Source organism: Pseudomonas anguilliseptica, assembly GCF_021375795.1.
GTDB classification, from domain to species: Bacteria; Pseudomonadota; Gammaproteobacteria; order Pseudomonadales; family Pseudomonadaceae; genus Aquipseudomonas; species Aquipseudomonas anguilliseptica_A.
The window spans coordinates 350,897-372,043 of sequence record NZ_JAEIOI010000003.1; the positions used below are offsets into that span (position 1 = coordinate 350,897).

Annotated in this window: 19 protein-coding genes and 1 pseudogene; 6 read left to right on the plus strand and 14 right to left on the minus strand. The window is 62.3% G+C overall.

Going from position 1 to position 21,147, the window contains the following annotated elements; all coding sequences use genetic code 11:
* Positions 1 to 130 precede the first annotated feature (130 nt).
* A complete protein-coding gene (gene ppx / locus IOD17_RS13135) occupies positions 131 to 1,633 on the plus strand; it encodes an exopolyphosphatase (RefSeq protein ID WP_233685514.1) in 1,503 nt (500 codons plus the stop codon).
* 58 nt (positions 1,634 to 1,691) lie between these two features.
* Here ppx and ppk1 read toward each other — a convergent pair whose 3' ends face one another.
* The 3 genes from ppk1 to IOD17_RS13150 all read right to left on the minus strand — a co-directional run bounded on the left by ppk1 (position 1,692) and on the right by IOD17_RS13150 (position 6,409).
* Entirely contained in the window at positions 1,692 to 3,896 is a 2,205-nt protein-coding gene (gene ppk1, locus IOD17_RS13140) for a polyphosphate kinase 1 (protein WP_233685515.1), read from the minus strand.
* A gap of 19 nt (positions 3,897 to 3,915) precedes the next feature.
* Complete coding sequence (gene hemB, locus IOD17_RS13145) at positions 3,916 to 4,929, minus strand: porphobilinogen synthase (protein ID WP_233685516.1); 1,014 nt, start codon at positions 4,927 to 4,929, stop codon at positions 3,916 to 3,918.
* 244 nt (positions 4,930 to 5,173) lie between these two features.
* The gene (locus tag IOD17_RS13150; protein WP_233685517.1) at positions 5,174 to 6,409 is read right to left on the minus strand and encodes a sterol desaturase family protein; all 1,236 of its coding nucleotides are present in this window, start codon (positions 6,407 to 6,409) and stop codon (positions 5,174 to 5,176) included.
* A gap of 316 nt (positions 6,410 to 6,725) precedes the next feature.
* Between IOD17_RS13150 and elbB the strand changes: the two genes are divergently transcribed.
* Together elbB and IOD17_RS13160 are read left to right on the plus strand one after the other, a co-directional pair.
* Entirely contained in the window at positions 6,726 to 7,388 is a 663-nt protein-coding gene (gene elbB, locus IOD17_RS13155) for an isoprenoid biosynthesis glyoxalase ElbB (RefSeq protein WP_233685518.1), read from the plus strand.
* 136 nt (positions 7,389 to 7,524) lie between these two features.
* Positions 7,525 to 7,995, plus strand: a complete 471-nt coding sequence (locus IOD17_RS13160) for a thioesterase family protein (RefSeq protein WP_233685519.1) — start codon at positions 7,525 to 7,527, stop codon at positions 7,993 to 7,995.
* Positions 7,996 to 7,998: 3 nt separating this feature from the next.
* Here IOD17_RS13160 and IOD17_RS13165 read toward each other — a convergent pair whose 3' ends face one another.
* On the minus strand, positions 7,999 to 8,451 hold the full coding sequence (locus IOD17_RS13165) for a YaiI/YqxD family protein (protein ID WP_233685520.1): 453 nt from the start codon (positions 8,449 to 8,451) through the stop codon (positions 7,999 to 8,001).
* 63 nt (positions 8,452 to 8,514) lie between these two features.
* Positions 8,515 to 10,407, minus strand: coding sequence for an FTR1 family protein (locus tag IOD17_RS13170; protein ID WP_233685521.1), 1,893 nt, complete (start codon positions 10,405 to 10,407; stop codon positions 8,515 to 8,517).
* Positions 10,408 to 10,528: 121 nt separating this feature from the next.
* On the opposite strand from IOD17_RS13170, the gene IOD17_RS13175 reads away from it, so the two are divergent.
* The gene (locus IOD17_RS13175) at positions 10,529 to 11,302 is read left to right on the plus strand and encodes an SDR family NAD(P)-dependent oxidoreductase (RefSeq protein WP_233685522.1); all 774 of its coding nucleotides are present in this window, start codon (positions 10,529 to 10,531) and stop codon (positions 11,300 to 11,302) included.
* 15 nt (positions 11,303 to 11,317) lie between these two features.
* Here IOD17_RS13175 and rhtB read toward each other — a convergent pair whose 3' ends face one another.
* The 4 genes from rhtB to abc-f all read right to left on the minus strand — a co-directional run bounded on the left by rhtB (position 11,318) and on the right by abc-f (position 15,295).
* On the minus strand, positions 11,318 to 11,947 hold the full coding sequence (gene rhtB / locus IOD17_RS13180) for a homoserine/homoserine lactone efflux protein (protein WP_233685523.1): 630 nt from the start codon (positions 11,945 to 11,947) through the stop codon (positions 11,318 to 11,320).
* An 85-nt stretch (positions 11,948 to 12,032) separates the two neighbouring features.
* Positions 12,033 to 12,794: a TerC family protein gene (locus IOD17_RS13185; RefSeq protein WP_233685524.1), complete on the minus strand. Its 762-nt coding sequence runs from the start codon at positions 12,792 to 12,794 to the stop codon at positions 12,033 to 12,035.
* A 6-nt stretch (positions 12,795 to 12,800) separates the two neighbouring features.
* Entirely contained in the window at positions 12,801 to 13,355 is a 555-nt protein-coding gene (locus tag IOD17_RS13190) for a mechanosensitive ion channel domain-containing protein (RefSeq protein ID WP_374529486.1), read from the minus strand.
* Between the two features lie 29 nt (positions 13,356 to 13,384).
* Positions 13,385 to 15,295 (minus strand): ribosomal protection-like ABC-F family protein, encoded by a 1,911-nt coding sequence (gene abc-f / locus IOD17_RS13195; RefSeq protein ID WP_233685525.1) that lies wholly within the window; start codon positions 15,293 to 15,295, stop codon positions 13,385 to 13,387.
* A 50-nt stretch (positions 15,296 to 15,345) separates the two neighbouring features.
* Between abc-f and IOD17_RS13200 the strand changes: the two genes are divergently transcribed.
* A complete protein-coding gene (locus tag IOD17_RS13200) occupies positions 15,346 to 15,810 on the plus strand; it encodes a TIGR02444 family protein (protein WP_233685526.1) in 465 nt (154 codons plus the stop codon).
* Positions 15,811 to 15,815: 5 nt separating this feature from the next.
* Here the strand turns inward: IOD17_RS13200 and IOD17_RS13205 are convergent.
* Positions 15,816 to 16,670, minus strand: a pseudogene (locus IOD17_RS13205) (AlgP family protein); the annotation flags it as partial.
* A gap of 126 nt (positions 16,671 to 16,796) precedes the next feature.
* Between IOD17_RS13205 and IOD17_RS13210 the strand changes: the two are divergent.
* On the plus strand, positions 16,797 to 17,441 hold the full coding sequence (locus IOD17_RS13210) for an FKBP-type peptidyl-prolyl cis-trans isomerase (protein WP_233685527.1): 645 nt from the start codon (positions 16,797 to 16,799) through the stop codon (positions 17,439 to 17,441).
* Positions 17,442 to 17,453: 12 nt separating this feature from the next.
* On the opposite strand, the gene rsd is transcribed toward IOD17_RS13210, so the two are convergent.
* The 4 genes from rsd to IOD17_RS13230 all read right to left on the minus strand — a co-directional run bounded on the left by rsd (position 17,454) and on the right by IOD17_RS13230 (position 21,134).
* A complete protein-coding gene (gene rsd, locus IOD17_RS13215; RefSeq protein ID WP_233685528.1) occupies positions 17,454 to 17,927 on the minus strand; it encodes a sigma D regulator in 474 nt (157 codons plus the stop codon).
* 195 nt (positions 17,928 to 18,122) lie between these two features.
* On the minus strand, positions 18,123 to 18,665 hold the full coding sequence (locus tag IOD17_RS13220; protein ID WP_233685529.1) for a DUF3833 domain-containing protein: 543 nt from the start codon (positions 18,663 to 18,665) through the stop codon (positions 18,123 to 18,125).
* Positions 18,666 to 18,672: 7 nt separating this feature from the next.
* Positions 18,673 to 19,932: a heme biosynthesis HemY N-terminal domain-containing protein gene (locus IOD17_RS13225; protein WP_233685530.1), complete on the minus strand. Its 1,260-nt coding sequence runs from the start codon at positions 19,930 to 19,932 to the stop codon at positions 18,673 to 18,675.
* A complete protein-coding gene (locus tag IOD17_RS13230; protein ID WP_233685531.1) occupies positions 19,929 to 21,134 on the minus strand; it encodes a uroporphyrinogen-III C-methyltransferase in 1,206 nt (401 codons plus the stop codon). The genes IOD17_RS13225 and IOD17_RS13230 overlap by 4 nt, the downstream gene beginning before the upstream one ends.
* Positions 21,135 to 21,147: the final 13 nt, after the last annotated feature.

The following is a 21,147-nucleotide window of genomic DNA, read 5'->3' on the forward strand; positions in this document are numbered from 1 at the left end:
CAAGCCCTGCGCCGCTGCTGTATGCACCCGGCAATAGCGGCCAGGTAACAGGCCTGCGACATCAGTATGCGTTGGCGGGGCTAGGCTATCGTGGCACGATGACGCGGTTACGCATTGAGATGGTTCTGTCATGCCGCATACCCCTGCCGAGTCTTTTCCCTTGATTGCAGCTATCGACCTGGGCTCCAACAGCTTCCATATGGTGCTGGCCAAAGCCGACCATGGCGAGATCCGCATCCTCGAGCGCCTCGGCGATAAGGTGCAGCTGGCAGCCGGCATCGATGAACAGCGATTGCTCAGTGAAGAGGCCATGCAGCGCGGCCTTGACTGCCTGCGCCGCTTCGCCCAGCTGACCGCCAGCCTGCCGGAAGGCGCCGTGCGCGTGGTGGGCACCAACGCCCTGCGTGAAGCACGTAACCGCAGCGAATTTATTCGCCGGGCCGAGGAAATTCTCGGCCATCCTGTGGAAGTCATTTCCGGGCGTGAAGAAGCGCGACTGATCTACCTCGGCGTGTCGCACAGCATTTCCGACACCCCCGGCAAGCGCCTGGTCGCCGACATCGGCGGCGGCAGCACCGAGTTCATCATCGGCCAGCGCTTCGAGCCGCTGCTGCGCGAAAGCCTGCAGATGGGCTGCGTCAGTTTCACCCAGCGCTTTTTCAAGGACGGCAAGATCACCCCGGCGCGCTATGCCCAGGCCTACACGGCGGCGCGGTTGGAGATCATGGGCATCGAGCACGCCCTGCGCCGTCTGGGCTGGGAAGATGCCGTGGGCGCATCCGGCACCATCAAGGCCATTGGTTTAGCCATTCAGGCTGCGGGGCTGGGCTCAGGCGAGGTCAACACCCAGGGCCTGGCCTGGCTCAAGCGCAAGATATTCAAGATCGGCGAGGCGGAAAAGCTCGACCTCGACGGCATCAAGCCTGATCGCCGGGGCATTTTCCCTGCTGGCCTGGCGATTCTTGAAGCCATCTTCGATGCCTGCGATATCCAGCGCATGAGCCATTCCGAGGGCGCGCTGCGCGAAGGCGTGCTGTACGACCTGCTCGGTCGCCATCAGCATGAAGACGTGCGTGAACGCACCCTGAGCTCGCTGATGGAGCGTTATCACGTCGACCTGGAACAAGCCGCGCGTGTCGAAAGCAAGGCGCTCTCGGCGCTGGAGAAGGTGGCCAAAGACTGGCAGCTGGAAGACGACTGGCACCGCGAGCTGCTCAGCTGGGCGGCCAAGGTGCATGAAGTGGGTCTGGACATCGCCCACTACCAGTACCACAAGCACGGCGCTTACCTAGTCGAGCACTCGGACCTTTCCGGCTTCTCGCGCCAGGATCAGCAGATGCTCGCACTGCTGGTGCGCGGTCACCGGCGCAATATCCCCAAGGACAAATTTGCCGAGTTCGGCGCCGAAGGCATCAAGCTGATCCGCCTGTGCGTACTGCTGCGTTTTGCCATCCTGTTCCACCACATCCGTGGCACTCAGGAAATGCCCAACGTGCAGCTCAAGGCGGCTGAACAGCGTCTGGAGATTCAATTTCCCGAAGGCTGGCTGGAGAGCAACCCGCTGACCCAGGCCGACTTCACCCAGGAAGCCGAGTGGCTCAAGCGCATCGCGATCGAACTGGTCGTAAGCTAACCCTTCCCACCCGACGCACCCTCCCCCGTACATGGGAGAGGGTTATCCGCAGCCTTGCTTAGCGGGCGGTGATCAACGGCGCCGTCAGCTTCTCCAGCAGACCAGCCTGCGCACTGCGCGGGTTCTGGTTACCGCTCGGGCTGGTACGCAGGTAGCGGCCGTCCGGCTGCAACACCCAAGCCTGAGTGTTGTCGGTCAGATAGCTTTCCAGCTCCTTTTTCACGCGCATGATGAGTTTCTTGCCCTCCACCGGGAAACAGGTCTCCACGCGTTTATCGAGATTGCGCTCCATCCAGTCCGCGCTGGACAGGTAGATCAGCTCGTCGCCGCCATTGAGGAAGTAGTAGACGCGGGTGTGCTCAAGGAAGCGGCCGATGATCGAACGCACCTGGATATTGTGCGATACCCCGGCGATGCCCGGACGCAGGCAGCACATGCCGCGCACCACCAGATCGATCTTCACCCCGGTCTGGCTGGCCTTGTACAACGCGCGGATGATCTTCGGATCAGTCAGCGAGTTGAACTTGGCGATAATCTGCGCCGGCTTGCCTTCGGCCGCGGCAGCGGTTTCCTTGGCAATCAGGTCGAGCAGAGTCTTCTTCAGGGTGAACGGCGCGTGCAGCAACTTCTTCATGCGCAGGGTCTTGCCCATGCCGATCAGTTGGCTGAACAGCTTGGATACGTCTTCACCGAGCGCGACGTCGGCAGTCAGCAGGCTGTAGTCGGTGTACAGACGCGCGTTGCCGGCGTGGTAGTTACCGGTACCCAGGTGCGCATAGCGACGGATTTCGCCGTTCTCGCGACGCAGGATCAGCATCATCTTCGAGTGGGTCTTGAAACCGACCACACCGTAGATCACCACAGCACCGGCCGCTTGCAAGCGGCTGGCCAGTTGCAGGTTGGACTCTTCATCGAAGCGCGCGCGCAGCTCAATCACCGCAGTGACTTCCTTGCCGTTACGTGCGGCCTCGACCAGTGCATCGACGATCTCCGAGTTGGCCCCGGAGCGGTAAAGCGTCTGCTTGATCGCCAGCACGTGCGGATCTTTCGCGGCCTGGCGCAGCAGGTCGACCACCGGGGTGAAGGACTCGAACGGGTGCAGCAGGAGGATGTCCTGCTTGCTGACCACACTGAAAATGTTCTCGGCGTTCTGCAGCAGCTTGGGGATCACCGGGGTGAACGGCGTGTACTGCAGCTCCGGGTGACTTTCCAGGCCGGTGATGCTGAACAGGCGCGTCAGGTTGACCGGCCCATTGACCCGGTACAGCTCGCTTTCACTCAGGCTGAACTGCTTGAGCAGGTAATCCAGCAACGGTCGCGGGCAGGTATCAACAACCTCCAGGCGCACCGCGTCGCCATAACGGCGGCTGAACAGCTCGCCGCGCAGGGCGCGCGCCAGGTCTTCGACGTCTTCGGTGTCCACCGACAGGTCGGCGTTACGGGTCAGACGGAACTGGTAGCAGCCCTTGACCTTCATGCCCTGAAACAGATCATCGGCGTGCGCGTGGATCATCGACGAGAGGAACACATAGTTGTCGCCAGGCCCGCCGACTTCTTCCGGCACCTTGATGATCCGCGGCAGCAGACGCGGCGCTGGGATGATGGCCAGACCAGAATCGCGACCGAAAGCATCGACGCCTTCCAGCTCGACGATAAAGTTCAGGCTCTTGTTCACCAGCAGCGGGAACGGGTGCGTCGGGTCGAGGCCGATGGGGGTGATGATCGGCGCGATTTCGTCGCGGAAATAGCGGCGTACCCAGGCCTTGAGCTTGGTGGTCCAGTAACGGCGGCGGATGAAATTGACGTTGTGCTTGGCCAGTGCCGGGAACAGCGTGTCATTGAGGATCGCGTACTGCCGTTCAACTTGCTCGTGCACCAGCTCGCTAATCCGCGCCAGCGCCTGGTGCGGCTGCAGGCCGTCGGCGCCGGCCTGTTCGCGGGCGAAGTTGATCTGCTTCTTCAGGCCGGCGACGCGAATCTCGAAGAACTCGTCGAGGTTGCTGGAGAAGATCAGCAGAAACTTCAGGCGCTCGAGCAACGGATAGGACTCGTCCAGCGCCTGTTCCAGCACGCGGATGTTGAATTGCAGCTGCGACAGCTCGCGGTGGATATACAGGCTGCTGTCATCCAGGTTGTGGATCACCGCAGGGGCCGGGGCAACCGGAGCGGGGGCTTCGGCAGGCGGCGCCTCGACCACGGCGGCGTCCTCGACGACCGGTTGGGCGTCGTGCAATTCGCTGTTACTGAGTCCTTCGGTGTTCATCTGGAGTTCCTGTGGGGCCTTACTGCCCCTGCTTCAGCAGTTCTGCCGCGCGCACGGCGAAATAAGTCAGGATGCCATCGGCACCCGCACGTTTGAAGGCAGTCAGTGATTCGAGAATCACCGCCTCGCCCAACCAACCATTCTGGATCGCCGCCATATGCATGGCGTACTCACCACTGACCTGATAGACAAAGGTCGGCACCTTGAATTCCGTTTTGACCCGCCAGAGGATGTCCAGATAGGGCATGCCTGGTTTGACCATGACCATATCGGCGCCTTCGGCCAGATCGGCGGCCACCTCATGCAGCGCTTCGTCGCCATTGGCCGGGTCCATCTGGTAGCTGGCCTTGTTGGCCTTGCCCAGATTCGCCGCTGAACCCACCGCGTCGCGGAACGGGCCGTAGTAGGCGCTGGCGTACTTGGCCGAGTAAGCCATGATCCGCACATTGTTGTGATCAGCCAGCTCCAGCGCTTCACGAATCGCCTGCACGCGGCCGTCCATCATGTCCGAAGGTGCGACCACCTGAGCACCGGCTTCGGCGTGTGACAGCGCCTGCTTGACCAGCGCATCGACGGTGATGTCGTTCTGCACATAGCCGGACTCATCGAGGATGCCGTCCTGACCATGGGTGGTGAACGGGTCCAGTGCCACGTCACTGATCACCCCCAGCTCGGGGAATTTCGCGCGCAGCGCACGAATTGCGCGCTGAGCGATGCCGTCCGGGTTCCAGGCTTCTTCAGCTAGCAGGGATTTCTTCTCCAGCGGAGTCACCGGGAACAGCGCCAGCGCCGGAATGCCCAGGGCGACCCAGTGCTCGGCTTCCTTGAGCAACAGGTCGATGGACAGGCGCTCGACGCCTGGCATCGAGACAATTGCTTCGCGGCGGTTTTCGCCATCGAGGACGAACACCGGCAGGATCAGGTCATCGACACTCAGGCGGTTTTCCCGCACCAGACGCCGGGAAAAATCATCACGGCGGTTGCGACGCAGGCGAGTGGCGGGAAACAGGCGGTTGGCGGGGGTAAAGCTCACGGCAGGCTCCGAAGCCCGTAGCAACGGGCGAGTGTGACAGTTATAAGCGGCCATTATGACCAAAATATGACAACGCACGACAGCGCTGCGACCGCTTGCCGCAAGCTCAGCAAGCATAGCGCCGCAACTGTGGCGAAGATATGTTGCACGCGTATACGCCACAGCCGTTTCCCCGCCACGAAAAGCACAACGGTGGACTGGCCTGCGCCTGTCCACCGTTGTAAGGGCCAGCCATGAATTAGGTTTAGGCAGGCACAGCATCCTGCCCGCGCGGGGTCCAGAACAGCGCGCCCAGGCTCAGCAGGCTGTAGCCCAGCAGCAGCCCCCAGAGCAGTGGCTGGGCGGTCAACAGGCCAAGCTGCAGGGCCAGCCAGGCCGCCGGCAGGTTGAGCAGCAGACGCAGTACTTCCAGACGCTTGGCCGTCGGCCGGTTTTCCAGCCAGCTGCCGATGATCGTCAGCCCCACGGCCATCCAGACGATGCCCAGCAGCGCCTGCGCCAGGCTCAATGTGTCGCCCAGGCCCAGCAGCACGGTGCCGGCCACCACATACAGGCTGAACTGCACACCGGCATAGAGCTTCTGCGCCAGGCTAAGCGGCACGTCGAATTTGACGAACTGGCTGAGGTCCGGCTTGGTTTGCGGGTATTTCACTGCGACATCGGCCGGACGCCAGCCGGTGCGCATAAACCAGATGCGCAGCTTGTCCCACCAGGACTCGGCCCGCACGGCATCACGCCAAAGCGCCACATAGAACTGCGCATTGGCCCAAAGCGGGTTCCAGCTGGCCAGCGGCGTGGTCACGCCAAAGATCACCGGCTCTTCGTCCAGTTCCTCCTGAAAGGTGCCGAACAGGCGATCCCAGAGAATGAACACTCCGCCGTAATTGCGATCCATATACACAGCATTCTGCGCATGGTGCACGCGGTGGTTGGACGGCGTGATAAAGAACCACTCGAACCAGCCCAGTTTGGGAATGTGCCGGGTGTGCACCCAGAACTGATAGAGCAGGTTGAGTGCCGCCACGGTGAGAAATACCAGCGGCGGAACACCGATCAGGGCCATCGGCAGGTAGAAGATCCAGCCGAAGATGAAACCGGTGCTGGTCTGCCGCAACGCCGTGGAGAGGTTGTAGTCCTCACTCTGGTGATGCACCGAATGCGCCGCCCAGAGTACGTTGCGCTCGTGACCCAGACGGTGGTTCCAGTAGTAGCAGAAGTCATAGAAGACAAAGGCGAACAGCCAGACCCACAGGCTGCTGGCCGATAACTCGAACACACCGAAGTGCTGCCAGGCCAGGGTGTAGGTCAGCAACCCAACGGCCTTGGTCAGCAGGCCCACGGTGGTCGACAGCACGCCGGCACTGAGGCTGTTGAGCGCATCGGAGAAGCGGTAGGTGCTGACCCCGCGCCAACGATCGAGCAACAGCTCAAGGGCGATCAGGGCAAAGAAGAACGGCACGGCGTAGAGGATGTAATTCATGGTTTCACCTGTGGCATAGGCCATATCGCAGCACGCGGCTAACGGCTAGGATTGCTGAATGAATCCTAGCCCAGCGCTGCACGCGTCTCGCGGCGCGTCATGCCAACCTAGGTGGCATATGGCGACAGCTAGAACTGTTACGACCTGCTGCGCGTCGGCCCTGCGGCGTTAAAAACAGGCTCGGAATGCTCATGTACAACAGTACACTCCGCTTCCTCGCCTGTTTTTGCCTTGCAGGGCTCTAGCTCGCGAGGTCGTGGCTTACGCTCATAAAACACGACTCAACCCGATACAGCTGGCAATTCAGGAGAACTTGATGAACAAGAAAGTCGCGGTGATTCTTTCCGGCTGTGGCGTCTACGACGGCGCGGAAATCCATGAGAGTGTGCTGACCTTGCTGCGCCTTGATCAGCGTGGCGCTCAGGTGCAGTGCTTTGCCCCCAACGTGCCGCAGCTGCATGTGGTCGATCACTACAGCGGCGACGAAATGGACGATACGCGCAACGTACTGGTCGAGTCAGCACGGATTGCCCGCGGCCAGATCAAGGACGTCAAGGAGCTGCACGTCGGCGACTTCGATGCATTGATCCTGCCGGGCGGTTTCGGTGTGGCAAAAAACCTTTCCGACTTCGCCATCAGCGGCGCTAACTGTACGGTACAGGCGGATGTACTGAGCGCCACCCAAGCCTTCGTCAATGCTGGCAAGCCGGTGGGCCTGATGTGCATTGCCCCGGCACTTGCGGCGAAGATCTTCGGCAGCGGCGTGATCTGCACCATCGGCAAAGACCACGAAACCGCCGCGACCCTGGTACAGATGGGTGCCGAACACCACGAGTGTGAAGTCAGCGAGATTGTCGAAGACGCCGAACGCAAGCTGGTAACCACCCCGGCTTATATGCTCGCTCAGTCAATCAGCGAAGCAGCCGCCGGGATCAACAAGCTGGTAGATCGGGTGCTTGAGCTCAGCCACCCAGCCTGAGAATGCGGCCTGTTCGCCGCGGATCAGGCCGATAGCAAGCCAATCACGCCAATGCGCGCGGCACTCCAGCCGCGCCACTGGCCAGATCAGCCAGAGTGCGGCAGCTTGAACATCCCTTCGTCCAGGCACGATCTCCATGAGCAACCCACCTTTCGAGCTAACCGCCGAGTTGCAGCAAGCGGTCAGCAACTTCTTTCAGCGCATTCCGTTCAATCAGATGCTTGGTATCGAACTGGATGAACTGAGCACCCAACGCGTGACCATGCATCTGCCGATGAAGCCCGAGCTGATTGGCAACTTCGTCCACGGCATCCTGCATGGCGGAGTGATTTCTTCGCTACTGGACGTCTGTGGCGGCGCCATGGCACTGATCGGCGCGTTCGACAAGCACCAGCACCTGTCCAGCGCCGAGCGCATGGCGCGGCTGTCCAAGCTCGGCACCATCGACCTGCGTATCGACTACCTGCGCCCCGGCCGGGGCCAGCGCTTTACCGCCAGCGCCGTGCTGCTGCGTACCGGCAACAAGGTGGCGGTGGTGCGCAGCGAACTGCACAGCGACGACGGCACCCTGGTGGCTGTCGGCACTGGCACGTATCTGTGCGGTTAAAAGCTATTTGCGCTGCAAGCGGGTGAGAATGCGATCCAACGAATTGGCAAACGCCTGCTTGTCGCGCTCGCCGTAGGGCGGCTGACCGCCGCCGACCTGGCCCAGTTCGCGCAGCTCGGTAAACAGGTTAAGCACGGCCAGTTTGTCGCCCATGTTGCGCTCATCAAACTCGCGACCACGTGGATCAAGTGCGGCCACGCCCTTCTTCACCAGGCGATCGGCCAGCGGCACGTCGCTGCAAATCACCAACTCGCCCGGCAGCGCATGCTCCACAAGGTAGTCATCTGCCGCATCCGGGCCACTGGGCACCACGATCAGCCGCACACAGCTATAAGCCGGTTTGATCTGCGCCTGCCCCGCCACCAGCAGCACTTCGAAGCGCCGCTTCAGGGCGAACTTCACCACCTGATCCTTGGCTGCCTTGGGGCAGGCATCGGCATCAATCCAGACTCGCATCACCCAGCATTCTCCACAGGCAACAAAGCCGGCATGGTAAGCCATGCCGGCAACAGCGGTGCATCAAGCCTGAGCCAGACGCCGCCGCTCGCCCAGCCAGCTACGCCCGTAGAGCAGGGCAATGGCCGCCAGCGCCGTGGCCTGCGCCGCCAGGCTGTAGGCGTCATCATGAATGCCCAGCCAGTCGAACTCGAAAAAGGCCACCGGTTGCGTACCGAGCACCCCGGCTTCCTGCAACGCCGCTACACCGTGGCCGGCAAACACCACCGAGAGCACACAGAGCAACACGGCATTGGCACCAAAGAAGGTGGCCAGCGGCAGTTTGCGTGAGCCACGCAGGATCACCCAGGCCAACCCAAGCAGCAGCACCAGCGCCGCCGCTGCACCGGCCAGGACCATGCCGTGGCCTTGCGGGCCGGCCTGCAACCAGAGGGTTTCATAGAACAGGATGACCTCGAACAGCTCGCGGTACACCGAGAAGAACGCCAGCACGGCAAAGCCGAAACGCCCACCGCCGCCGACCAGGCTGCTCTTGATGTAATCCTGCCAGGCCGCCGCATGCCGGCGGTCATGCATCCACACCCCGAGCCAGAGCACCATCACGCTGGCAAACAGCGCTGTCACGCCTTCCAGCAGTTCACGCTGCGCGCCGCTGACGTCGATCAGGTACGCCGCCAGTGCCCAGGTGGCCACCCCGGCCAGCAGCGCCAGACCCCAGCCGATGTGCACGCTGCGCACCGCCTGCTGCTGACCGGTGTTACGCAGGAAAGCCAGGATCGCCGCCAGCACCAGAATCGCCTCCAGCCCCTCACGCAGCAGGATCAGCAGGCTGGAAAAGAAGCTCAGCGAACTCGACAGCCCATCGCCATCGAGCAAGGCGGCAGACGTCGCCAGCTCGGCTTTGGCCTGCTCCAGCCGCTGCGCCGCCTGCGGCACCGACAAACCATCCTGCAGCGCCTGACGGTAGGCCATCAGCGCCCGCTCAGTGGTCTTGCGCTGCACCGAGTCGAGGTTATCCAGGGCGCTTTCGACCAGCTCGAAACCTTCCAGATAGGCACCGACGGACAGGTCATAGGCCTGCTCGTGCTCACCGGCGCGATAAGCCGCCAGGCTCTGCTCCAGGGTCGCGCGAGTGTGCTCGATCAATTGCAGCGGGCCGCGCTGCTGCACCGGCGGTTGAGCACGCTGGGCGCGAAAGCGTGCAGCCGCCTCCTCGCCCTGCGCTGCCGTCACTTCATCCGGGGTCATGCCGGCCAGCGCGGCCAGGCTGAACGACTCACCTGTCGCAACCGGTTCGGCACTGAAACCGGAGATATAACTGGCCAGATCCCAGCGCTGGCGCTCATCCAGTTGATCGGCAAAAGCCGCCATGTCCGTGCCGTCGATGCCCAGGCCAATGGTATTGAACAGGTCATACAGGCTCAGACGATTGAGTCGCGCCAGGTCACGCAAGTTGGCCGGCGGTGGCTCCAGGCCAATGCCGGCCGGCCCGTCGCCGGCACCGCTGGCGCCATGGCAGACGCTGCAATACTGGGCGAACAACGGCGCGCCACGGCTGGGGTCAGGGGTGATGGCCGGGGTCTGGCTGACGCCGTAGGCCGTGGCCAGGGTCGCGGCCAACTGCCGCGCCTGCTGTGCGACCTGGCTGCCCTCGACGCGCTGCTCGATGCCCTGACGCAGGCTGGCCACGCCCTGCTCCAGCTCGGCCTGTTCGCTGCGCGCTGGCAGCGCAACGATCAGGCTTTGCAGTACAGTCAGAAACTCAAGCTGCTCGCGGTACTCGCCGGAGTCGATCACCTGACCATTGGCCACGGTGGCAGGGTAATCAGCGCCCAGGTAACCGAGCAGATGCAGAGCTTGCGCCGCGCCCTCAAGGGGCTCGGCCATGACAGTCAGGCTGCACAGGGCCAGAACGGGCACCAGCAACCAACTGAAGTAACGCAATACGGAAGTCATATAGGAGTAAATCCCAAATACGAATGGATGACATTCGATTGTTACCCTCCTAATGATTTTCCTCAACCACTGATCGACCATGGCCCGCGACGGATTGTCGCAAGCCAGCAGGAGTGACCCGATGAGTTTCTGGCAACGCCTGGAAGAACCGGCCCATGCAGTGGTCTGCGGTGCAAGCCGCGGGATCGGCCTGGCCCTGACAACGCAGTTGCTGGCGCGCGCACAGGTGACTGAGGTGTGGGCCATCGCCCGCCAGGCCAGCAAAGCGCAAGGCCTGCTGGAGTTGCAAGCACACTACGGACAACGCGTGCGCTGTCTGGATGTGGATGTGTGCGATGAACAGGCACTGGCAACGTTGGCCACTCAACTGCGCGCGAGCATTCCACACCTGCATCTGCTGCTGTGTACGGTGGGCGTGCTGCAAGATGGTGACGCGAAAGCCGAGAAAGGCCTGAACCAGATCAGCCTTGAGGGGTTGTTGGCGACCTTTCAGCGCAACAGCTTTGCGCCGATCCTGCTGCTCAAGCACCTGCTGCCGCTGCTGCGTGGCCGGCACCCCTGCACGGTGGCGGCGCTGTCGGCGCGGGTCGGTTCGATTGGCGACAACCGCCTCGGCGGCTGGTACAGCTACCGCGCCAGCAAGGCGGCGTTGAACCAGTTATTGCACACGGCGAGCATCGAGCTGAGCCGACTCAACCCCAACAGCTGCGTGCTCAGCCTGCACCCTGGCACCACCGACACTGCCCTGTCGAAACCCTTTCAGGCCAATGTGCCCGCCGACAAGCTGTTTACTCCTCACTATTCAGCGGAATGCCTGCTGGCGCAGATTGAGCAGCACGGCCCGGCACAGACCGGCACCTTCTGGGGCTGGGATGGCCAGCCGATTCCCTGGTAGCGATACCGGCCAAGATCAGACCGGCGCGCGGCGCACGCTGGCCAGCAACGCCGCCGCGCCGATAAACAGTGCACCAAAGGTGCGGTTCATCAGCTTCTGCTGACGCGGCGAACGCAGCGCGCCCAGCACCCGAGCAGCCAAACCGGTGTAACCGGCCATGACGATCAGGTCGACGCAGATCATGGTCACGCCCATCACCAGGTACTGCATCAGCAGTGGCGCCTGTGGATTGATGAACTGCGGCAGCACCGCGAGCATGAACACAATCGCCTTGGGGTTGCTGAAGTTGACCAGAAAACCGCGCAGCACCAGAGTCAGCGGGCGACCGATGGGCCGCTCGGTCTGCGCGCTCATCTCGCTGGGCAACGCCTGCCACTGGCGATAGCCGAGGTACACCAGATAGACCACGCCAAACCACTTGATCAGGCTGAAGGCCAATTCCGAAGCCGCCAGAATCGCCCCGACACCCGCCGCCACGATGGCGATCTGCAAGGCCAGACCCAGTTGCAGGCCCAGGGCATTCCAGTAACCACGCAGGAAGCCGTATTGCAGCCCGGCCGACATCGAGGCAATCGCCCCGGCACCCGGCGACAGGCTGATGACCCAACAGGCCACAAAGAATGCAAGCCAGGTTTCCAGTGCCATGGCACTTCTCCATTACAAACAGCGGAATAAAAAAGGGGTAGGCCGCTAGCCTACCCCTTGTTGGGTTACTCGCCCAGCCGGCTTATCAGTCCGGCGAACCCTTGCGCAGTTGCACGGGGTCCAATTCTTCTTCCTTGCGCGCACGGGCCGTGCGCATGCGGATATTGACGGCTTCCACCGCCAGTGAGAAGGCCATGGCGAAGTACACATAACCCTTCGGCACATGCACCTCGAAGGCCTCGGCGATCAGCACAGTACCCACCACGATGAGGAACGACAGCGCGAGGATTTTCAGGCTCGGGTGCTTGTCGATAAACGCGCTGATGGTGCCAGCCGACAGCATCATCACAAATACCGAGATAACGATGGCCGCGACCATCACCGGCACGTTGTCGACCAGACCGACAGCGGTAATCACCGAATCCAGGGAGAACACGATGTCGATGATCGCGATCTGCACGATGATGCCCATAAAGCCATAGGTCTTGCCGCCGACGGCTTGGGTTTCTTCTTCACCTTCCAGGCTGTGGAAGATCTCAGCGGTGCTCTTCCACAACAGGAACAGCCCACCGAAGAACAGGATCAGGTCACGTCCGGAAACGCCTTGCTCGAACACATGGAACAGGTCGGCCGTCAGGCGCATCACCCAGCTGATCGACAGCAGCAGCAGAATCCGCGTGCCCATGGCCAGAGCCAGGCCGAAGAAGCGCGCTTTCGGTTGCTGATGCTTGGGCAGGCGGCTGACCAGGATCGAGATAAAGATGATGTTGTCGATGCCGAGGACAATTTCCAGGGCGGTCAGGGTAAGAAACGCGACCCAGAGTTCCGGGCTGGCCAGCCATTCCATAAATGCTTAAACCTCTTTATTACGCGGTGTAGGGAGTTCGCCATTGCGCCAGCGGCGCACGGCTTTTTGAAAAAACAGGCTATTGGGAATCTGCACCCAGGCACCGGGCGCATCACCACTGAGATCTTCCAGGGTGGTGTAGAACAGGTTGATCGCTACTACACGGCCACGCACCCCCGGCTTGTCGGCGCTTTCCAGCACTTCGACGCAGTCGCCGATACGAAACGGGCCCATGGCGAAGATCAGCAGCGCGCAGAACATGTTCGACAACACGCTCCAGATGGCGAAGAAGGCAATCGCTGCCACGGCTACAAAGCCAGTCAGCGCGCCCCACAGCACCTGCGCGGATACGCCCAGGCGCTCCAGCACCAGCATGAAGGCACTGCCCAGTACCAGCCAGCGCAGCAGCCCCCGCAGCGGCATCAACAGCTCAGCCGGCAACTGCGGATAACGATTGCCCAGACGGGTAATGCCACGCGTGAGGATGCGCTGCAGCAGCCAGGCCAGCAGCAGAATCAGGATCACCTGGCCGGTGCGCAGCAGCGGCTCCTTCCAGGTCATCAGCCATTCGAGGGTCGGCAGGGTGATGTTCAACTGGCAGCCTCCAGTTCAGCCTGCAGAGCCTCCAGAGTTTCCAGTGCCAGCAACCAGCGCTCTTCCAAATCGGCTTCGCGCCCTTTCAGTTTGGCCTGCTCGGCCAGGGCATCGCGCAGTGCATCCTTGCGCACGGCATCGTAGATATCACTCTCAGCCAAACGGGCTTCGACAGCAGCGATCTTGTCCTGAACCTGGCCCAGCTCCTTCTCCAGCTTCTCGGCTTCACGCTTGTGCGGGGCCAGTTGCTGACGCAGGGCCGCAGCCGCCTGGCGCTGCACGCGCTTGTCGGTTTTGTCTGGGTTGCTCTCGCTGCTGCTGGCCGGCGCCTGCCGCGCGCGGTAATCCACCAACCAGCGGGCGTAATCTTCCAGGTCACCGTCGAACGGCTGCACCTGGCCATCGGCGACCAGAAGGAATTCGTCGGTGGTGCTCTTGAGCAGGTGACGATCGTGAGACACCACCACCACCGCACCGGAAAACTCCTGCAGGGCCATGGTCAGGGCCAGGCGCATTTCCAGATCAAGGTGGTTAGTCGGCTCATCGAGCAGCAGCAGATTGGGCTTGCCCCAGGCGATCAGCGCCAGGGCCAGACGGGCTTTCTCGCCACCAGAGAAGTTCTGCACCGGCTCATCGCAACGCGGGCCACGGAAGTCAAAACCGCCGAGGAAGTCGCGCAGGGTCTGCTCGCGCTCCGTGGGTGCTAGACGCTGGAAGTGCAGCAGCGGGCTGGCGTGGTCATCCAGGGCATCGAGCTGATGCTGGGCAAAGTAGCCGACCACCAGATTCTCGCCACGTTGCAGATGACCGCTGATGGGTTGCAGCTCGTTCGACAAGTTCTTGATCAGCGTCGATTTGCCTGCGCCGTTCGGCCCGAGCAGGCCCAGACGCGCGCCGGGGGCGAGGCTCAGTTTGACCTTCTCCAGCACCACCTTGTCGCCGTAACCCAGGCGGCCTTCGCTCAGACTGAGCAGCGGGCTGGAGATCTTGTCGGCCTCGCGGAAGCTGAAGTCGAAGGGCGAATCGACATGCGCCGCCGACAGCTCCTCCATGCGTTCCAGGGCCTTGATCCGGCTCTGCGCCTGGCGTGCCTTGGTGGCCTGGGCCTTGAAGCGGGCGATGTATTTTTCCATGTGCGCGCGCTGCGCCTGCTGCTTCTCGTACGCCTGCTGCTGCTGCGCCAGACGCTCGGCACGGGTGCGCTCGAAGGCCGAATAGCCGCCGCGATAGAGGGTCAGTTTCTGCTGATCGAGGTGGGCAACGTGGTCCACTACGGCATCCAGGAAGTCGCGGTCATGAGAGATCAGCAACAACGTACCGGGGTAACCTTTCAGCCAGCTTTCCAACCAGAGAATGGCGTCCAGATCGAGGTGGTTGGTCGGTTCATCGAGCAACAGCAGGTCGGACGGGCACATCAGCGCCTGGGCCAGGTTCAGGCGCATGCGCCAGCCACCGGAGAAATCGCCAACGCGGCGGTCCATCTGTGCGCTGTCAAAGCCCAGGCCGGCAAGCAGCTTGCGCGCGCGCGCATCAGCCGAGTAGCCATCGAGGGTATCCAGCTCGGTGTGCAGACGGGCCACGGCAGCACCGTCATGCGCGGCTTCGGCTACGGCCAATTCGGCCTGCACGCGGCGCAGACGCACGTCGCCATCGAGCACATAATCGACCGCCTGACGCTCGACCGCCTCGATCTCCTGGCGCATGTGCGCAACGCGCCAATCGCCAGGGATCAGGCAGTCGCCCGCGTCGGCACTCAGCTCGCCACGCAACAGGGCAAACAGGCTGGATTTGCCAGCGCCATTGGCGCCGATCAGACCGGCTTTGTGGCCGGGGTGCAGGGTCATCTCGGCGTCTTCTAGCAGACGCTGAGGGCCACGCTGTAAAGTCAGGTTTTGGAGTCGGATCATAATGGCGGCGGAGTCTACCAGAGTCCTTTTTGATAAGCCCGGAAAGCACCATGCCTACTGACCTGTGGCGGTTTGCCCAAGCCCTGTACCAACAACCCGGCGTCGAAGCCTGCTGCCTGCATGTACAGGCGCTGGGGGCCGACGTTTGCCTGCTGCTTTGTGCGGCCTGGCTGGAAAGCCGGCAAATCGGCTGTAGCCGCGAGCGCGCCGAGGCGCTGCGCAATCTGGCACAACCCTGGCAGCAACAGGTGGTGGTGCCATTGCGCCAACTGCGACAAAACTGGCGCGAAGCCGCACAAAGCGATAACGCCCTAGCGCAGTTACGCGAACAGGTTAAACAGCTGGAGCTGACGGCAGAACGCGAACAACTCGAACGCCTGGCGGCGTGCAGTCAGCACTGGTCGCTCGCAGAAACGAACACCTCACTGAGCTGGCTGGAAAGTCTGGCTCCCGAACGGGCCGACCGTGATGCACTGCACAGGCTGCGCATCGCGGCGGCACAACTCAGCGCTTAAACGGCGCTGGCTGGGGTGCTGGCAGCCGGCGCAGCAACAGCCTCAACTACTGCTGGCTTGGCCACAGCAGGTTTGGCTGCTGCCGGTTTGGCGGCGGGCTTGGCTGCTGGTTTTTTCGCTGCTGGCTTCGCTGCAGGCTTCGCAACAGGTTTGGCCGCAGGCTTAGCTACCGGCTTGCTGGCCGGTTTGGCTGCTGGAGCCTTTTTCGCCACGGGCTTGCTTACGGCCTTGGCCGCTGGCTGAGCAGCCGGTTTGCTGGCAACAGGTTTGCTGCTGGCTGCTGCGGGTTTCTTCGCTGCCGGCTTGGCTGGAGCCTTGGCAGGAGCCTTGGCAGCTGGCGCAGGGCTTTTGGCGGCAGCTTTGGGGGCTGGCTTGCGGGCAGCGGGTTTGGCCGGAGCCTTGGCTGCAGCAGGTTTGCTGACCGGCTTGACCTGGGTTGCCTTGGCCGCACGGCTGTCCAGGGCCTTACTAACAGCTTCCTTGACCTTGCCCACGCCCTGGGCCAGTTTCAGGCTCTCTTGTGCATCGCGTTTGAGCCCGGCGATATAGCTGCGGGTCTCGCTCTGCCGATCCTTCAGGGTGTCGAGCAGTTGCTCCAGCTCAGCCACGGCGTCCTTGGCTTTGGCCTGCGCCTTGGCCTTGCCGGCGACGGCCGCGTCCTGCATCTTGCTGCGTGCCTTGTGCAGTTTTTCCTGAGCTTTGCCGCGCTGCTTCTCCAGCTTGGCGAGCAGTTGTTCGGCATCGACCAGAGCGCGCGTGCAGGCGTCCTCCAGGTGCTCAAGCAGGCTGCTGGAAAGTTGCTGCAACAGGTGCAGCGGTGTACTCACTGACTTCTTCTTTGCATTCTTTGTAGCCGACATGACACGCCTCCTGGCGGATGAAGTTGGCGCTCATACTAGACCTCCTTTTGCTCGCCTTGCCACCTCAAGCCTTGAGCTTGAGCACTTGGCTGGCATAATCGGGCCACCTTCGGCCGGAGAACACCCATGCCCCGTTTGACCCTGCTTCTAATCTGCCTGCTTGCCCCATTGGCTCAGGCCGATGACCACTCGCACGACCTGGCCTACAGCCTGGGTGTAAAACTGGGTGAGCGGCTGCGCGACGAGGTGCCTGATCTGCAATTGCAGGCACTGCTCGATGGGCTGCGTCAGGCCTACCGTAACGAGCCCCTGGCATTGGATGAAAAACGTATCGAAAGCCTGCTGGCCGAACATGAAGCGCACCTGGCTGCCGCACCGGAACGCATCGAAAAAGCCAAAGCAGCGGAAAAACGCTTTCTCGCTGGCGAGAAAGCCAAGGCTGGTATTCGCGTGTTGAAGAATGGTGTGCTGGTCCAGGAACTGCGCGCGGGTAGTGGCCGCAAACCTGGCCCGAAAGACCGCATTCAGGTGCGCTATATCGGTTACCTGGCTGATGGCAGCCAGTTTGATGAAAGCCAGACCGCGCAGTGGTTTCGTCTCGACAGCGTGATTGCCGGTTGGCGCAGTGCCGTGCAGGACATGCCGGTAGGGGCGCAATGGCGTCTGGTGATTCCGTCAGCCCAGGCCTATGGCGAGGAAGGTGCAGGGGATCTGATTCCGCCTTACTCACCCCTGGTGTTCGAGCTGGAACTGCTCGACACCAAGGAGTAATCAGTCAGCACATCAGAGGGCGGGGGCAGCCTGCTCCTGATGGGCGTTGTGCAGGACTTCGATCAGGCAGTCCTCCAGCTCGAAACGCTCGTGCAGCAACTGGCCCAGGCGTTTCAGTTCATCGAGCAGAGACACGGAGTCGTGGCAGTCGCCGTTGTCGCAACGGTCATTGAACGCCAGCGCCACCTCGGTGATCACCTCGATGCGCGGGTAGATCTGCTTGGCCAGTTCCAGGCCACGCTGGTCACCAAACGCCTTGGCTTCGCTGGTCAGCTGCTCATAGACCTCGAAGTGCCCGGCGGACACATAGTCGACGAGAATTTCGCAGAAGTGTTGCAGGGCTTCGGCGTTGGCACTCGGCGCCTGCGCCGGGCCATTGATCGCGGCGTAGGCCTGCACCAACTCCTTGCGCTCTTGCAGCCAGCGGTCAATCAGCAGGTGAACCCCACCCCAGCGTTCTTGGGCGTTCTGACAACTCTCGAGCATGATGACCTCTACTTCCCTATTGCTATTAGTGTTGTTCGCCTGCCGGAGACATTTTTTTGTCAGTCGCAGCAAGGTCTGGGAAGACAACCGTGAAACGGCAACTTTCCGGCGGTACTCGCGAGCCAGATTATTCCCGCGGGCTGTAGCCTTCAAGGCGGCCCGGGAGAAAATTTCATACAAGCGTTTAACTGGTGATCAGTCCGCCTTGCCTGCCGCAGCGGGCTTGTAAAAACTCAGGGTCACCTGGCCAAGATCGATACCCCACTTGGACATGCGCGCCCGGTTGAGCATGACCTGGCCGTCCATCAAGAACATCCAGTCATCAAAATCAACCACATAGGTCGACTCATCGACCTTCAGCCGCAGCTGGTAACGCCAATTCAGGGCATTGCCGGCCACCTGGCCGATCGCCTCGCCAACCACATCATCTGCGGTGCCACGCCAGCTGCCGTCGGCCTGCTTGCGCAATGTCCAGACACGCCGCTCGGTGCTGCCGTCGCTGTAGGTGAAGCGCTCATCGAGCACGCCCACATCACCGTCCCAGGTGCCCGTCATGGCCACATGGAAGCGCTTGACCACCTCCCCGGAGCGGTTCTGGAACATACCCCAGGCCTCAAGCTCGCCATTGAAGTAGTCACTCAGCTCAAGGGCCGGCTGCTCACGGGCGTAATCACTCACCTGCGGGCCGGCACACCCCGCCAGCACACTCAGCAGACACAACAGCAACAGCCTTCGCATAGACGCCTCATCGGTTGACTGCATTTACCGCCGGCAGGGCCACCGGACACAGGCGCGCATCCAGCAGACGCAGCCCCTCCTGATACAGGCTGTTGCTGCGCTCTAGCTCGCCCAGCTGCGCCAGCAGCCGAGCCAACTCGCTGCAGGTTTCCGGGTGACGCTGGAAGGTCAGGCTGCTTTCCAGGTAATCCCTGGCCTTGCCCCATAGCTGGCTGTGCAGGCACAGGCGGCCCAGTGTCAGCAGCAACCCGGCATCCTGTGGATGCTGCTTCAACCAGCCCTCAGCCGTTTGCAGTTGCTTATTCAGGTCACGCCCGTGCAACAAGCCGTACAGGCGCACCAGCGCAACATCGTAGTGCTGCTTGAGGTACTGGCGCAGCAGTTCTTCCGCTTCGCCTTCGGCCCCCAGCTGACGCAATTGCTCGGCATACACCGCCAGCAATTCCGGCTGCTGATGCTGAGCCGCCGACATGGCCTGCCAGACCTGCTGCAGTGCCGTCAGAGCTGCCTGCGAATCCCCGGCCGCATGCCCTGCCTGGAGCAAGCGGCCGCGCCAAGCCTGGCGCTCCAGCTCGCTCAATTCGGCATTGCCCAGGGCCTTTTCCTTGCGCAGTTCCGGCAGCAGGCCGAGCAGCGCTGACCAATCGCCCGACTGCAGGTAGAGTTGCTGCAACTGACGCAGCACCAGATGATGATGAGGGTGCCGTGCACGCATGGCCTGCAGGGTATCCAGCGCGGCCTCGGCCTGCCCGCGCGCCAGTTGCAATTCGGCGTGCTGCAGAGCAATCGCCAGTTCTGCCTGCGGTTGACGATTGAGGGCCTGTTCGAGCAGCCCGTCACTGTCCTCGTAATGCCCTAGCTGGTTGGCTGCCCGTGCCGCACCCAGGTAGTAGCTGAGTGGCTGCGGTGAGCTGCTGGCGGCCTGTTTCAGATGACGCAGCGCACGTGCCCAACGCCCCTCTGCCAGGTCGAGAAAGCCCTGCTCCGAGGCCAGACGCACGCGCCTGCGGCTGTGCAGGCGTGACCAGGGGTTGAGCAAGCTGCCTGACGTTACCAAGGCTCTCAGGCTCCAGCGCAGCAGATACACCAGCAACCAGAGCACCAGAACCAGCGCGACAAACGCCCACAGGCTGGACTCATAACGGAAGCCCTCGAAGGCAATCAGCACATAACCCTTGTGCTCGGGAAGAGGCAGGCCGAACAGCATCAGGCTGGCGACGCCGGCAACCAGCGCCAGGATCAGCAGCAACCAGTACAGGCGCTTCATTGCAGGGCCTCCTGCAATTGCGCCTCGACATCATCATTGGCCGCTGCCGCAGGTGGCGCTTCGCCACTCTGCTGCAAACGCGCGGCCTGCTTGGCTTGCAGGTAGGCCTGTACGGCATTTAACGCCGGGCTCAGATCCGGTGGCGTCACGGCAATCGGTTGTTGCGCCAGCTCGTCAATCCGCGCGCGCAAAGCGCGGCTATTGGGGTTGTCGACATCAAATTGCGCATCCAGCACTTCGCGGGCCTGCTGCAGGGCCTGCTGGTACACCGCCACCTGGCCGTGCAAGGCACCCCACTGCGCCTGCTCCAACGCCAGACTGAGGGCCAGGCGTACCTGAGTCAGACTCTGCCCCGTTAACAAGGGACGGATATTGCGGTCGGCGTTGAAGTCGATACGGAAGTACTCCGACAAGGTCTGCAGACCCCGCTGCCACCACTGCTGCTCGACCACCCCAGCATCGGCCAGCTCGCTGAGTACGCCACCCTCGCCGCTGAAGCTCGGTGCCAGGGCATTGAGTTGGGCCACCTGCTCGCGCAAGGCACCGAGTTGCAGGAACAGCCCGGTACGATCAGGGTTGAGGGTCGAACGCAATGCTTCCAGGCTCTTGGCCAGTTGCTCACGGGCGGCAAATGCAGCGGGATCATCCTGCTCATGGAGGATTTCATCAGCGGCCTGCACCAGCGCAGTGGCGCTGTTGATGTCCTGCAACGCGGACAGGCGCAAGCTGGCCAGGCGCAGCAGATGCTCAGCTTCAGCCAGGCGCCAATCCTGACGACTGGCACCGAGCACGGTTTCCAGGCGCTGATTGAGCACTTGCTGATCGCCCTGCAGCTGGGTCAGCAGCCGACGCCGACTTTCCAGCTCCTCGACACTCGGCAGTTGCTCAAGGCGCTGCTGCAGCGTCTCAGCCGTTTGCGCCAGGCCCTGCGCCTCGCTGCGAGCACTCTGCAACTGGCTTTGCTGCTGGCTCTGCTGCTGTTGCTCACGGGCCTCCAGCGCCTGTAACTGCCACAGGCCCCAACCACCTGCCCCAGCGCCTGCGGCGGCCACCAGCAAGGCCAACAACGCCAGACCGTTGCCGCGCCCAGCCGGCTTGCCCGGCGCAGGTGGCGGCGTGCTCGGCAGCTCTGCCGCGCTTTGCTTCAGCGTCTGCTCGTGCTCTTGTGGGTCTTGGTCTTTCGGAGTAGTTGCTTCGCTCACGTATCCATCCTTC